The sequence below is a fragment of the Streptomyces sp. NPDC102274 genome, assembly GCF_044766385.1.
Classification (GTDB): domain Bacteria; phylum Actinomycetota; class Actinomycetes; order Streptomycetales; family Streptomycetaceae; genus Streptomyces.
Map to the genome: position 1 here is coordinate 58,530 of NZ_JBIWLW010000007.1, position 13,320 is coordinate 71,849.

The window sequence follows — 13,320 nt, forward strand, 5'->3', positions numbered from 1 at the left end:
GTGGCCGCGCAGGATGCCGCTGTAGAAACCGCTGGACCCGCCGTCGATCCCGTACGCGCCACGGAGCACGACTCCGTACGCGACCGCGAGATCGGCGTCGAACAGCGCCATCTGGACCAGGTGTACCGCCGTCTTGAGGAGAAAATCCACGAGGCGGAGTTCCTGATGAACGACGCCGCCAAGCGGGGGCAGGTCGGCACGCCCGGAGCCCTCGCCGAGCGGGACGCCCAGGTCTTCCGCGCCGGGATCCACCTCAACCGGCTCAACAACGAATTCGAGGACTTCCTCTTCGGGCGGATCGACCTCCTCCGGGGCAAGGACGGCAAGAAGGGCCCGGACGGCGCGTACACGTCGGTCGAGCCCGCCGACGACGCCATCGCTCCGGACAGCACCGCCGAGATCGCCGAGACGCTGCACATCGGCCGTATCGGAGTCCTGGACTCCGACTACTCGCCGCTGGTCATCGACTGGCGCGCGCCCGCCGCCGCGCCGTTCTACCGCGCCACCCCGGTGGACCCCGGCCGGGTGGTACGGCGCCGGGTCGTCCGCTCCAAGGGGCGCCGGGTCCTGGGCGTCGAGGACGATCTGATGCGCCCGGAGCTGACCGCCTCGCTGGACGGCGCCTCGCTGGCCGTCATCGGGGACGGCGCGCTGATGGCCGCGCTGGGCCAGGCGCGCGGGCACACCATGCGGGACATCGTCTCCTCCATCCAGGCCGAGCAGGACCTGGTCATCCGGGCCCCCGCCGCCTCGGTCACCGAGGTCTCGGGCGGCCCCGGCACGGGCAAGACCGCCGTGGCGCTGCACCGTGCCGCGTATCTGCTCTACCAGGACAGGCGGCGCTACGCGGGCGGCATCCTGGTCGTCTCGCCGACGCCGCTGCTCGTCGCGTACACGGAGGGCGTGCTCCCCTCGCTGGGCGAGGAGGGGCAGGTCGCGATCCGCGCGGTCGGGTCGCTGGTGGACGGCGCGGAGGCCACGGCGTACGACGAACCGGCGGTGGCGCGGGTCAAGGGCTCGGCGCGCATGCTGAAGGTGCTGCGCAAGGCGTCCAGGGGCGCGCTGGAAGGTTCCTTCCCGGCGCTTTCCGGCTCCCGGAGCCGTGATCAGCAGGGCCGGCTGGCCTTCGTCCTCGCCGAAGGCCAGCTGGCCTTCGGCGAGGACCCGGACGCGGACACGGATGGAGACGGGGACGGCGACGTGGACACCGCGGGGGGCGCGCCCGTACGGACCGATCTGCTCCGGGTCGTCGTCTTCGGCCGCAGGCTGGAGCTGGAGGCCGGTGAGCTCAACCGCATCCGGCAGTCCGTGCTCAGCGGCACCGCGCCCGTCAATCTGCTCAGGCCGCGTGCCCGAAGGCTCCTGCTGGACGCCCTCTGGTCGAAGTCCGGGTCGGCCCAGCGGCACACCGATCCGGAGCTGGCCGCCGAACTGCGCTCGTCCTTCGACGAGGACGTTACGTCCGAGGACAGCTTCCTCGGCTTCCTGGACGCCTGGTGGCCCGAGCTGACCCCGCGCGGGGTGCTCGCCGCGATGGCCGACGAGCGGCGGCTCGGCCGCTGGTCGCGACGGATCCTCAACCAGGGCGAGAACCGCCGTCTGGCCCGCTCCTTGAAGCGGCTGGGACCGGACGGCGGGGGCCCGCTCTCCGTCCATGACGTGGCGCTCCTGGACGAGCTGGAGACGCTGCTCGGCGCGCCGCCACGGCCCAGGAAGCGGCGCGATCTCGATCCGCTGGACCAGCTGACCGGTCTGGAGGAGCTGATGCCGCAGCGCGAGGAGTCGCAGCGCGAGCGGGCCGAACGGCTGGCCGCGGAGCGTACGGAGTACGCGCATGTCATCGTCGACGAGGCACAGGATCTGACCCCCATGCAGTGGCGGATGGTCGGCCGCCGCGGCCGGCACGCCACCTGGACGGTCGTCGGCGACGCCGCGCAGTCGTCCTGGTCGGACCCGGACGAGGCGGCGGAGGCCCGCGACGAGGCGCTCGGCACCCGCCCGCGCCGCCGCTTCACCCTGACCGTGAACTACCGCAACCCGGCCGAGATCGCCGAGCTGGCGTCGAAGGTCCTGGCGCTCGCCATGCCCGGCATGGAGTCGCCGCGCGCGGTGCGCTCCACGGGCGTACGGCCGCGCTTCCGCGTCGTGGAGAACGGCGATCCGGCCGCGACGGTACGCGCGGAGGCGCGGCGGCTGCTCGACCAGGTGGACGGCACGGTCGGCGTCGTCGTCGCCATGAACCGGCGCGAGCAGGCGGCGCGCTGGCTGGCCGGCCTCGGCGATCGCGTGGTGGCGCTGGGCAGTCTGGAGGCCAAGGGGCTGGAGTACGACGCGACGGTCGTGGTCTCGCCGGCGGAGATCGCGGACGAGTCGCCGGCCGGTCTGCGGGTGCTGTACGTCGCGCTGACCCGGGCGACCCAGCAGCTCACGGTGGTCTCGGCGGCCCGCGACGAACCGGACGCGGAGGGCGTACCGGACCTGCTGCGGGACTGATTCCGGGATCGGCCACGTCACCGGTCCGGGATCGGCCACGGCACCGGTCCCGGATCGGCCACGGCACCGGTCCCGGATTGACCGGCAGTCAACTCGCACGAAGGGGATCACTTACCGGGGTGGTTTGTTAGCCTGGTGGTGGCACCGGCTCGATCCAAGCCCCCGGGCCCAACCTTCGTCGCTTCGAGCGACCACTTGCCGCGAGGCGAGCATGGCGGGTCGGTGCCACCTTTTACTTCAGCTTTGCGTCAGCGCCACAGACGCGTCGGCGGGCCTTCACCAGACTTCGGTGAAGGCCTGTTTTCGTCTCACATCATGGAAGGTGGCGTTCCGTAGATAAAGGTCTTTACCTGTTACCCGCCGGTAGGTGCGACCATCTGAAAGCTCCGTCCCCGACGTGTTCGGGTGGAGCGGCAAAGAGGCTAGGGAAAGAAGAGGGACTCGGTCATGGCAACGGCGCCCAGCGTCTCGTACTCGATGACGGTCAGGCTGGAGGTGCCCGCGAGCGGTACCGCGGTCTCCCAGCTGACCACGGCCGTGGAGTCCTCCGGCGGCTCGGTGACCGGTCTGGACGTGACCGCCTCCGGCCACGAGAAGCTGCGGATCGATGTCACCATCGCCGCCAGCTCCACCGGGCACGCGGAGGAGATCGTCGAGCGGCTGCGGGGCATCGAGGGCGTCACCCTCGGCAAGGTCTCCGACCGTACGTTCCTGATGCACCTCGGCGGCAAGATCGAGATGCAGTCGAAGCACCCCATCCGCAACCGTGACGATCTCTCGATGGTCTACACCCCGGGTGTCGCCCGGGTCTGCATGGCGATCGCCGAGAACCCCGAGGACGCCCGGCGGCTGACCATCAAGCGCAACTCCGTCGCGGTCGTCACGGACGGCTCAGCGGTGCTCGGCCTGGGCAATATCGGCCCCAAGGCCGCGCTGCCCGTCATGGAGGGCAAGGCGGCCCTCTTCAAGCGGTTCGCCGGTATCGACGCCTGGCCGCTCTGCCTGGACACGCAGGACACCGACGCCATCGTCGAGATCGTCAAGGCGATCGCCCCCGGCTTCGCGGGCATCAACCTGGAGGACATCTCCGCGCCCCGCTGCTTCGAGATCGAGGCGCGGCTGCGCGAGGCCCTGGACATCCCGGTCTTCCACGACGACCAGCACGGCACCGCGATCGTGGTGCTCGCGGCCCTCACGAACGCGCTGCGTGTGGTGGGCAAGGGCATCGAGGACGTGCGGGTCGTCATGTCCGGCGCGGGCGCTGCCGGTACGGCCATCCTCAAGCTGCTGATCGCGGCGGGCGTCAAGCACACGGTGGTCGCCGACATCCACGGTGTGGTGCACGCGGGCCGCGAGGACCTGGTGGAGGCCGCCCACGAGTCGCCGCTGCGCTGGATCGCCGACAACACCAACCCCGAGGGTGTCACCGGCACGCTCAAGGAGGCCGTGGCCGGCGCGGACGTCTTCATCGGGGTCTCGGCCCCGAACGTGCTGGACGGCGACGACGTGGCGGCCATGGCGGACGGCGCGATCGTGTTCGCCCTCGCCAACCCCGATCCCGAGGTCGACCCCGCGATCGCGCGCGAGACGGCGGCCGTGGTGGCCACCGGCCGCTCCGACTTCCCCAACCAGATCAACAACGTGCTGGTCTTCCCCGGTGTCTTCCGCGGTCTGCTGGACGCCCAGTCCCGCACGGTCAACACGGACATGATGCTGGCCGCGGCGGCGGCGCTCGCCGATGTCGTCTCCGAGGACGAGCTCAACCCGAACTACATCGTGCCCTCGGTCTTCAACGACAAGGTCGCGGGCGCGGTGGCGGGCGCGGTGCGCGACGCCGCCAGGGCGGCCGGCGCGGACGTGACGGCGCCCGTCACCCAGATCTGATCCCTGATCCAGGGAGGGGGAGGGGTTCGGGGCAGCGCGAAATACGCCCCCGGATCCCGGCCCGAAATGTGACCAGGCCCACCACGGGGCCCGGTCACGCTACCCAGGACTGCGGTACATCTCACGTCCGTCCGGTGCCCGGCGCGTCGCGATTCGCCGGGCCCCACGGGCCCCTCTAGGGTGGCGGACCATGAGCCCCGCCGCTCCAGGGAGGTTTTCAGGGCCTCCGGCGGGCTCAAGGGCCCCAAGGCTCCAAGGAGTCTCCACAGAGTCGACGGAACGTCACGACGACGAGGCAGTGGCGCTTTTCGTGTGACTCCGGAGGGTGCCGGATTGGCTTTCCCGCCGCTGGTGGGGGCAGGATGCGTATTCGGGCGCGAGGGTCTGTCAGCAGACCCGGGTCCGGGGACTGTCCGAGGGCCCTGGCAGCATCGGCTTCGATCTCACGCCTTACAGGCAAGAAGAACACGGGAGTAACAACATGAACCGCAGTGAGCTGGTGGCCGCCCTGGCCGACCGCGCCGAGGTGACCCGCAAGGACGCCGACGCTGTGCTGGCCGCTCTCGCCGAGACGGTCGGTGAGGTCGTCGCCAAGGGCGATGAGAAGGTCACCATCCCCGGCTTCCTGACCTTCGAGCGCACCCATCGTGCCGCTCGGACCGCTCGTAACCCGCAGACCGGCGACCCGATCCAGATCCCGGCCGGCTACAGCGTGAAGGTCTCCGCGGGCTCCAAGCTCAAGGAAGCCGCCAAGGGCAAGTAACACCCATAGGCGACACGCAGGGGCGGCCACCCGGACCGGGTGGCCGCCCCTGGTGTGTCCGGCCTTCAGAAGCTCCTCCAGGCCGCCTGCCGGCCCCGGGAACGCCGTCGGCCCCGCTCGGGGGAGAGCGGGGCCGGCGGTGTGACCGTGTGACGGTGCGTCAGACGAGCGCGCCGCCCGGCAGCTCGACCTTCGCGCCCAGCTCGATGAGCTTGTCCATGAAGTTCTCGTAGCCGCGGTTGATCAGATCGATGCCGTGGACCCGCGACGTGCCCTGCGCCGCCAGCGCCGCGATCAGATACGAGAAACCGCCGCGCAGGTCGGGAATGACCAGGTCAGCGCCCTGGAGCCGGGTCGGGCCCGACACGACCGCGGAGTGCAGGAAGTTGCGCTGCCCGAAGCGGCAGTCCGAACCGCCCAGGCACTCCCGGTAGAGCTGGATGTGCGCGCCCATCTGGTTGAGCGCCGAGGTGAAGCCCAGCCGCGACTCGTACACCGTCTCGTGGACGATGGAGAGCCCCGACGCCTGCGTCAGCGCCACCACCAGCGGCTGCTGCCAGTCGGTCTGGAAACCGGGGTGCACGTCCGTCTCCAGCGCGATGGCGTTGAGCGAGCCGCCCGGATGCCAGAACCGGATGCCCTCGTCGTCGATCTCGAAGGCGCCGCCGACCTTGCGGTAGGTGTTGAGGAACGTCATCATCGAGCGCTGCTGCGCGCCGCGGACATAGATGTTGCCCTCGGTGGCCAGCGCCGCGGACGCCCAGGAGGCAGCCTCCAGACGGTCCGGCAGCGCCCGGTGCGTATAGCCGTCCAGCCGGTCGACGCCGGTGATCCGGATCGTCCGGTCGGTGTCCATGGAGATGATCGCGCCCATCTTCTGCAGGACGCAGATGAGGTCCTCGATCTCCGGTTCCACGGCGGCGTTGGACAGCTCGGTGACGCCCTCGGCGAGTACGGCCGTCAGCAGCACTTGCTCCGTCGAGCCGACCGAGGGGTACGGCAGCCGGATCTTCGTGCCGCGCAGCCGCTGCGGCGCCTCCAGATACTGGCCGTCCGCGCGCTTCTCGATCGTCGCGCCGAACTGGCGCAGGACGTCGAAGTGGAAGTCGATCGGCCGACCGCCGATGTCACAGCCGCCGAGACCCGGGATGAACGCGTGGCCGAGCCGGTGCAGCAGCGGTCCGCAGAAGAGGATCGGAATGCGCGACGAGCCCGCGTGGGCATCGATGTCGGCGACATTTGCACTCTCGACATGGGTCGGGTCGAGGACCAGCTCGCCCGGTTCGTCGCCGGGGCGTACGGTCACGCCGTGCAATTGCAGCAGTCCCCGTACGACCCGTACGTCGCGGATGTCGGGCACATTGCGGAGTCTGCTCGGGCTGCTGCCGAGGAGCGCGGCGACCATGGCTTTCGGCACCAGGTTCTTCGCGCCGCGGACGCGGATCTCACCCTCCAGCGGGGTTCCACCGTGGACAAGCATTACATCGTCTGTGCCGGTCATGAATCTCGCGTTCCGGAGTGGGCGGGCGGGTGGCCAAGGAAAAGGGTAAGGGGCCGGGACCCCCGTCCCGTAAGTCCCGGGGAGCGGTCGGCACACAGGTGACACGTAATTGAAGCGGGTCCGACACGTACTGTTCCGACTTGCTCGCGGAGGGTCACCAATTCGATTTCCCGGAAACCGTGCGCTCCCGTCGCCACCGTGCGCCCTGAGCTGCGTTCACACGTACTGTGCCGGGCGCGCCCCGCGGGCGGCGAATATGCGGGATCATGTCGAGCATGACCGAGGTGTCCTCGCTCACAGGGCGGCTGCTTGTCGCGACTCCCGCCCTGGCCGACCCGAATTTCGACCGCGCGGTGGTGCTCCTGCTCGATCACGACGAGGAGGGCTCGCTCGGCGTGGTCCTCAACAGGCCCACACCCGTGGGTGTCGCGGACATCCTGGCGTCCTGGGGGGAGCTCGCGGGGGAGCCCGGTGTGGTCTTCCAGGGCGGTCCCGTCTCGCTGGACTCCGCCCTCGGCCTCGCCGTGATCCCGGGCGACGAGGGGCCGTTGGGGTGGCGCAGGGTGTACGGGGCGATCGGCCTCGTCGATCTGGAGACCCCGCCCGAGCTGCTCGCGCGGGCGTTCGGCTCGCTGCGGATCTTCGCCGGATACGCGGGCTGGGGCCCCGGCCAGTTGGAGGAGGAGCTGCGCGAAGGGGTGTGGTACGTCGTGGAGTCGGAGCCGGGCGACGTGTCGTCGCCGAGGCCGGAGAGCCTGTGGCGGGCGGTGCTGCGCAGACAGCGCGGCAAGCTGGCCATGGTCGCGACATACCCGGATGATCCCTCCCTCAACTGACCATCCGGACGGTTCGGCCCGTTCCGTCGGCGCGCCGAGCGCTTCGGCCGTCGCCGCTCGGCGTGTCGTCGGCGTGTCGGCGCGATGCGTGAGCGTGCGGCTCCGGAGTGCATGGACCCGGAGCCTTCGGGATCCCCCCGGCGTGGGTACCCTTGGCTGCTATGAGCACTCTTGAGCCCGAGCGCGGGGCAGGTACGGGCACCCTCGTGGAGCCGACACCACAGGTGTCGCACGGCGACGGCGACCACGAGCGCTTCGCCCACTACGTCCAGAAGGACAAGATCATGGCGAGTGCCCTCGACGGCACTCCCGTGGTCGCACTGTGCGGAAAGGTCTGGGTACCGGGGCGCGACCCCAAGAAGTACCCCGTCTGTCCGATGTGCAAGGAGATCTACGAGTCCATGGGTCCCGGCGGGGACAAGGGCAAGGACAAGGGCGGCAAGGACAGCGGTAAGAAGTAGCGACCGACCGCCGGACTTACTCGTCCAGGCACCGGACAGAACCTGAGTCACTGTCGGAGACGGCTTCCGGGGCGCGCGTGCACACGCGCGCCCCGGAAGCCGTCTCGCGTTGTACGGGGTGGCCCGCGGTCACAGATTGGTTGAGACCACTTGTCGGAGACTTCCGGCCGCGCTTAATCTCCTGCGAGTTGTGCAGCACGAAACGTTCGTTGCGCATGCTGCAACGCCGACCCGTAGGGATCCCGGATGAAGCTTTCCTCCCGTATTGCCGTCCCGGTGGCGGCACTCGCCCTCGCCGGCCTCACCGCCACCGGCTGCGCCCCGCAGACCTCCGACACCAGCGCGACGAAGGACGAGAAGAGCGGCACGCTGCGCGTCTGGCTCTTCCAGGAGGTCAACAACAAGCCGAAGGAACAGGTCGTCGACGCTGCGGTCGCCGCCTTCGGCAAGACACACGAGGGGACGAAGGTCGAGATCGAGTACATCCCGGTCGAGACCCGCGCCCAGCGCATCAAGGCCGCCTTCAACGATCCGAAGAGCGCGCCGGACCTCATCGAGTACGGCAACACCGACACCGCCGGATACGTCAAGGACGGCGGACTCGCCGACGTCACCGAGGAGTTCAACGCCTGGGACGAGGCCAAGGACACCGACCCGACGGCCCGTCAGTCCGTCACGGTCGACGGCAAGATCTACGGGGCGCCCCTCTTCGTCGGCGTCCGGGCGCTCTACTACCGCACCGATGTCTTCAAGGAACTGGGGATATCCGCCCCCAAGTCCCAGGCCGAACTGATCGCCACGGCCAAGAAGGTCCGCAAGGCGAAGCCGGAGCTGTACGGACTCGCGGTCGGCGGCGCGTACACCTACGGCGCGATGCCGTTCCTGTGGGCGAACGGCGGCGAACTGGCGCAGGAGAACGGCGGCACGTACAAGGCCGCGGTCAACAGCCCGGCCGCCCGCAAGGGCATCGAGGCGTACACCTCCCTCTTCGGCGACGACAACTGTCCGGCCGCCAAGTGCGCCTCGATGGGCGGCAACGCGACGGTGACCGCCTTCGCGTCCGGGAAGGCCGCGATGGCGATCGGCGGCGACTTCAGCCACCAGGCCGTCGAGGCGGGCACGGTGAAGGGCAAGTACGCGGTCGTGCCGCTGCCCGGGGTCGAGGCGGGCTCGGTCGCGCCGGCCTTCGCGGGCGGCAACAACATCGGCGTACTGAAGAGCAGCGCGCACCGCACGCTCGCCGTCGACCTGATGAAGTCGTTCACCGGCAAGGAGACCCAGGCCAAGCTGTTCGACGCGATGGGCTTCCTGCCGACGTACACGGACGTACTGGCCGACTCGGCGAAGAAGCAGCCGTTCATCGAGCCCTTCGTCAAGACCCTGGGCGCAGGCGCCAAGTTCGTCCCCGCGTCGCCGGGCTGGGCGCAGATCGACTCCTCGCTCATCCTGCCGACGATGTTCCAGGAGATCGTCAGCGGCCGTAAGGACGTCGCCGCGGCGTCGGACGACGCGGCGAAGAAGATGGACGCGGCGTTCACGTCCGCGGGCTGAGCGCCATGACGACCGAAACCGGCCGGATCGACTCCGGCCGTACGGCCACCGGGGGCCCGGGGCCCGTACGCGAGGCCCGGCAGGCACCCCGGAAGGCCCGGCGGACCCCCCGCCGGGCCGGCCGGGCCGGCTGGACCCCCTGGCTCTATCTCGCGCCCGCGCTCGTCGTCCTCGGCGGGCTGCTGATCTACCCGATCTACCAACTCGGCCTGATCTCCTTCCTGGAGTACACCCAGGCGCAGGTCAGCGGCGGGGAACCCACCTCCTTCAAGGGCTTCGGCAACTACACCGCGCTCTTCGGCGACAGCCAGTTCTGGCAGGTGCTGCTGGCGACCGTGCTGTTCGCCGCGGCGTGTGTCGTCGCCACCCTCGCGGTCGGCTGCGCCCTCGCCGTCCTGCTGACGCGCGTACGGGCCGTGCCGCGGCTCGCGCTGATGCTCGCCGCGCTCGGCGCCTGGGCCACCCCGGCGATCACCGGCTCCACGGTCTGGGTGTTCCTCTTCGACCCGGACTACGGCCCCGTCAACCGGCTGCTGGGGCTCGGCGACTTCTCCTGGACGTACGGCCGCTACAGCGCCTTCGCGCTCGTCCTGTTCGAAGTGGTCTGGTGCTCGTTCCCGTTCGTGATGGTGACCGTCTACGCGGGCATCAAGGCCATCCCCGGCGAGGTGCTGGAGGCGGCCTCGCTCGACGGCGCCTCGCAGTGGCGGATCTGGCGGTCGGTCACCGCTCCCATGCTGCGGCCGATCCTGGTGGTCGTCACCATCCAGTCGATCATCTGGGACTTCAAGGTCTTCACCCAGATCTATGTGATGACGAACGGTGGCGGAATCGCCGGCCAGAATCTCGTGCTCAATGTCTACGCCTATCAGCAGGCCTTCGCGTCCTCGCAGTACAGCCTGGGCTCGGCGATCGGCGTGGTCATGCTGCTGATTCTGCTGGCGATCACGCTCGTCTATCTGCGACTGATCCGACGCCGGGGAGAAGAACTGTGAACCTGCTCGGTATTCGCCGTCCCTGGCGGCTGCTGGCGGAGGCATCCGCCCTCGTCATCGCCGTGATCGTGGCCTTTCCGCTGTACTGGATGGTCCTCTCCGCGTTCAAACCGGCCGGTGAGATCCAGTCCACGGAGGCCCGTCCCTGGACGCTCTCGCCGTCGCTCGACTCGTTCCGCCGGGTCTTCGAACAGCAGGAATTCGGGCGGTACTTCCTCAACAGCCTGGCGGTCGCGGGAACGGTCGTGATCGCCTCCGCGCTCATCGCGTTTCTGGCCGCGACGGCCGTGACTCGGTTCCGTTTCCGATTCCGTACGACCCTCCTCATCATGTTCCTCGTCGCGCAGATGGTGCCGATCGAGGCGCTGGCCATCCCGCTGTTCTTCCTGATGCGGGACGCCGGGCTGCTCAATACGCTCGGCTCGCTGGTCCTGCCGCATCTCGCCTTCTCACTTCCGTTCGCCGTCTGGATGCTGCGCGGATTCGTCAAGGCCGTCCCCGAGGCGCTGGAGGAGGCCGCGTACATCGACGGTGCGAGCCGTACCCGGTTCCTGTGGCAGATCCTTTTCCCGCTGGTCTTCCCCGGGCTTGTCGCGACGAGTGTCTTCTCCTTCATCTCGACCTGGAACGACTTCTTGTTCGCCAAGTCCTTCATCATCAGCGACACCTCCCAGTCGACCCTTCCGATGGCGCTGCTGGTCTTCTTCAAACCGGACGAGAACGACTGGGGCGGGATCATGGCCGCGTCTACGGTGATGACCGTTCCCGTGCTGGTTTTCTTTGTGCTCGTACAACGGCGCCTGGTCTCCGGACTCGGCGGTGCCGTCAAGGATTAGAGGTGGACTTCATGGATCTGATCCCGGACCCCAGGCGGGCCTGGCCGGCGCAGCCGGGAGCGGGTGTCTTCCCGCTCGACAGCGAGACCGTGATCGGGGCAGGGCCCGGCACGGAGGGCGTGGCGCGGTGGTTCCGTACCGCCGTCGGAGCCGCGACGGGGCTGCCGTTCGCGGACGACACCGGTGTCGTCGGCGCCGACGACAACCGGATCGTCCTGGGGATCAGCCCGGACATCGCGCGCGAACTGGGCCCCGAGGGGTACCGGATCAGCGTCGACGCGGAGGCGATCCGTATCGAGGGCGGCGCCGCGGCCGGGGTCTTCTGGGGGGCGCAGACCGTCCGTCAGCTGCTCGGGCCCGACGCGTACCGCAGAGCGCCGCTGGGGCCTGTCCGGCGGATCTTCGCGGATCAGACCGCGGCGTCTGGTGCCGTGCATGGCAAGGCGGAGGATCGTCCTCGTACTGGACGTACGTGGACGACTCCGACAACGCGGCGAGGTGCGGTGCCAGGCGTCGCGGGCCTGCGAAGATCCGCCGGACAGGGCCTGGGGCCTGTCGGACAGGCCCTGGACCCCGCGCGCGAGTGGTCCGTACCGATGACCCTCATCGAGGACGCGCCCCGCTTCGGCTGGCGGGGGCTGATGCTCGACGTGGCACGCCACTTCATGCCCAAGGACGGCGTGCTGCGCTATCTGGACCTGCTCGCCGCCCACAAGCTGAATGTCTTCCACTTCCATCTCACCGACGACCAGGGCTGGCGCGTCGAGATCAAGAAGCATCCGAGACTGACGGAAGTCGGCTCCTGGCGCCCGCGCACCAAATGGGGCCACCGCGCCTCCGAGTTCTGGGAGGAGAAGCCGCACGGCGGTTACTACACCCAGGACGACATCCGCGAGATCGTCGCGTACGCCGCCGAGCGGCATATCACCGTCGTCCCCGAGATCGATATCCCGGGACATTCGCAGGCCGCCATCGCCGCGTATCCGGAACTCGGCAACACCGATGTCATCGACACGACCTCCCTCACCGTCTGGGACACCTGGGGCATTACCGCAAACGTACTCGCCCCCACTGACAACACGCTGCGGTTCTACGAGGACGTCTTCGAGGAACTGCTCACACTCTTCCCCTCCACCTTCATCCACGTCGGCGGGGACGAGTGCCTCAAGGACCAGTGGAAGGCGTCACCGGCGGCCCAGGCAACGATCGAGCGGCTCGGTCTGACCGGCGAGGACGAGCTCCAGTCCTGGTTCATCCGGCACTTCGACAACTGGCTCGCCGAGCGCGGCCGGCGGCTGATCGGCTGGGACGAGATCCTGGAAGGCGGGCTCGCGCCGGGCGCCGCCGTGTCGTCCTGGCGCGGATACGCGGGCGGGATCGCCGCCGCGAAGGCCGGCCACGACGTCGTCATGTGCCCCGAGCAGCAGGTGTACCTGGACCACCGTCAGGCGGCCGGCGACGACGAGCCGATGCCCATCGGGTACGTACGCACCCTGGAGGACGTCTACCGCTTCGAGCCCCTGCCGCCCGAGCTCACCGAGGAGGAGGCGGCCCATGTCCTCGGCACCCAGGCCAATGTCTGGACCGAAGTCATGCACGACAGCGCCCGCGTCGACTACCAGGTCTTCCCGCGACTCGCCGCCTTCGCCGAAGTCGCCTGGTCGGACCTCCCCGCCCCCGCCGAACGTGATTTCGCCGACTTCGAGCAGCGCATGGCGGAGCACTACCGGCGCCTTGACGCGCTCGGGGTCGAATACCGGCCGCCCGGCGGTCCGTTGCCCTGGCAGCGCCGCCCCGCCCCCAACGGAGACAATGCCAGCCTGGGCCGCCCGATCGAGGGGGCGCCCCCGAACGTGTGAGCCCGCGGGGAGATGGCCGCCCCGGAACGGTGTCCCTGGGACCGTGGTAGTCCGTAAGGATAAGTAGTCCGTACGGATAAGTCGTACAACGACCGCTGAAGAGTGGCATTCCGTATGTGACGGCGAAGAGGTGCGAAACCG

General features: G+C 69.4%; 10 protein-coding genes. 9 read left to right on the plus strand and 1 reads right to left on the minus strand.

What is annotated here, in order from left to right:
* The 3 genes from ACIRQP_RS12030 to ACIRQP_RS12040 all read left to right on the plus strand — a co-directional run bounded on the left by ACIRQP_RS12030 (position 1) and on the right by ACIRQP_RS12040 (position 5,140).
* On the plus strand, positions 1-2,493 hold the full coding sequence (locus ACIRQP_RS12030; RefSeq protein ID WP_403887904.1) for a HelD family protein: 2,493 nt from the start codon (positions 1-3) through the stop codon (positions 2,491-2,493).
* A gap of 447 nt (positions 2,494-2,940) precedes the next feature.
* Complete coding sequence (locus ACIRQP_RS12035) at positions 2,941-4,377, plus strand: NAD-dependent malic enzyme (protein WP_403887306.1); 1,437 nt, start codon at positions 2,941-2,943, stop codon at positions 4,375-4,377.
* A 481-nt stretch (positions 4,378-4,858) separates the two neighbouring features.
* On the plus strand, positions 4,859-5,140 hold the full coding sequence (locus tag ACIRQP_RS12040) for an HU family DNA-binding protein (protein WP_004571953.1): 282 nt from the start codon (positions 4,859-4,861) through the stop codon (positions 5,138-5,140).
* 160 nt (positions 5,141-5,300) lie between these two features.
* Here the strand turns inward: ACIRQP_RS12040 and murA are convergent, their stop codons facing one another.
* Positions 5,301-6,641 (minus strand): UDP-N-acetylglucosamine 1-carboxyvinyltransferase, encoded by a 1,341-nt coding sequence (murA, locus tag ACIRQP_RS12045; RefSeq protein WP_403887309.1) that lies wholly within the window; start codon positions 6,639-6,641, stop codon positions 5,301-5,303.
* A gap of 275 nt (positions 6,642-6,916) precedes the next feature.
* On the opposite strand from murA, the gene ACIRQP_RS12050 reads away from it, so the two are divergent.
* The 6 genes from ACIRQP_RS12050 (at position 6,917) to ACIRQP_RS12075 (ending at position 13,179) form a co-directional block, all read left to right on the plus strand.
* The gene (locus ACIRQP_RS12050) at positions 6,917-7,477 is read left to right on the plus strand and encodes a YqgE/AlgH family protein (RefSeq protein ID WP_403887312.1); all 561 of its coding nucleotides are present in this window, start codon (positions 6,917-6,919) and stop codon (positions 7,475-7,477) included.
* 161 nt (positions 7,478-7,638) lie between these two features.
* Positions 7,639-7,938: a DUF3039 domain-containing protein gene (locus ACIRQP_RS12055; protein ID WP_030355120.1), complete on the plus strand. Its 300-nt coding sequence runs from the start codon at positions 7,639-7,641 to the stop codon at positions 7,936-7,938.
* A gap of 246 nt (positions 7,939-8,184) precedes the next feature.
* On the plus strand, positions 8,185-9,489 hold the full coding sequence (locus tag ACIRQP_RS12060) for an extracellular solute-binding protein (RefSeq protein WP_403887315.1): 1,305 nt from the start codon (positions 8,185-8,187) through the stop codon (positions 9,487-9,489).
* Between the two features lie 5 nt (positions 9,490-9,494).
* Positions 9,495-10,484 (plus strand): carbohydrate ABC transporter permease, encoded by a 990-nt coding sequence (locus tag ACIRQP_RS12065; protein WP_403887318.1) that lies wholly within the window; start codon positions 9,495-9,497, stop codon positions 10,482-10,484.
* 2 nt (positions 10,485-10,486) lie between these two features.
* Positions 10,487-11,320, plus strand: a complete 834-nt coding sequence (locus tag ACIRQP_RS12070) for a carbohydrate ABC transporter permease (RefSeq protein ID WP_206300598.1) — start codon at positions 10,487-10,489, stop codon at positions 11,318-11,320.
* A gap of 11 nt (positions 11,321-11,331) precedes the next feature.
* Positions 11,332-13,179, plus strand: a complete 1,848-nt coding sequence (locus ACIRQP_RS12075; RefSeq protein ID WP_403887321.1) for a beta-N-acetylhexosaminidase — start codon at positions 11,332-11,334, stop codon at positions 13,177-13,179.
* Positions 13,180-13,320: the final 141 nt, after the last annotated feature.

What these genes read in the sequence shown, in the direction of transcription:
- ACIRQP_RS12035 (WP_403887306.1), top strand. Translation starts at nt 2,941, where the DNA reads ATGGCAACGGCGCCCAGCGTCTCGTACTCGATGACGGTCAGGCTGGAG.
- ACIRQP_RS12040 (WP_004571953.1), top strand. Translation starts at nt 4,859, where the DNA reads ATGAACCGCAGTGAGCTGGTGGCCGCCCTGGCCGACCGCGCCGAGGTG.
- murA (WP_403887309.1), bottom strand. Translation starts at nt 6,641, where the DNA reads ATGACCGGCACAGACGATGTAATGCTTGTCCACGGTGGAACCCCGCTG.
- ACIRQP_RS12050 (WP_403887312.1), top strand. Translation starts at nt 6,917, where the DNA reads ATGACCGAGGTGTCCTCGCTCACAGGGCGGCTGCTTGTCGCGACTCCC.
- ACIRQP_RS12055 (WP_030355120.1), top strand. Translation starts at nt 7,639, where the DNA reads ATGAGCACTCTTGAGCCCGAGCGCGGGGCAGGTACGGGCACCCTCGTG.
- ACIRQP_RS12060 (WP_403887315.1), top strand. Translation starts at nt 8,185, where the DNA reads ATGAAGCTTTCCTCCCGTATTGCCGTCCCGGTGGCGGCACTCGCCCTC.
- ACIRQP_RS12065 (WP_403887318.1), top strand. Translation starts at nt 9,495, where the DNA reads ATGACGACCGAAACCGGCCGGATCGACTCCGGCCGTACGGCCACCGGG.
- ACIRQP_RS12075 (WP_403887321.1), top strand. Translation starts at nt 11,332, where the DNA reads ATGGATCTGATCCCGGACCCCAGGCGGGCCTGGCCGGCGCAGCCGGGA.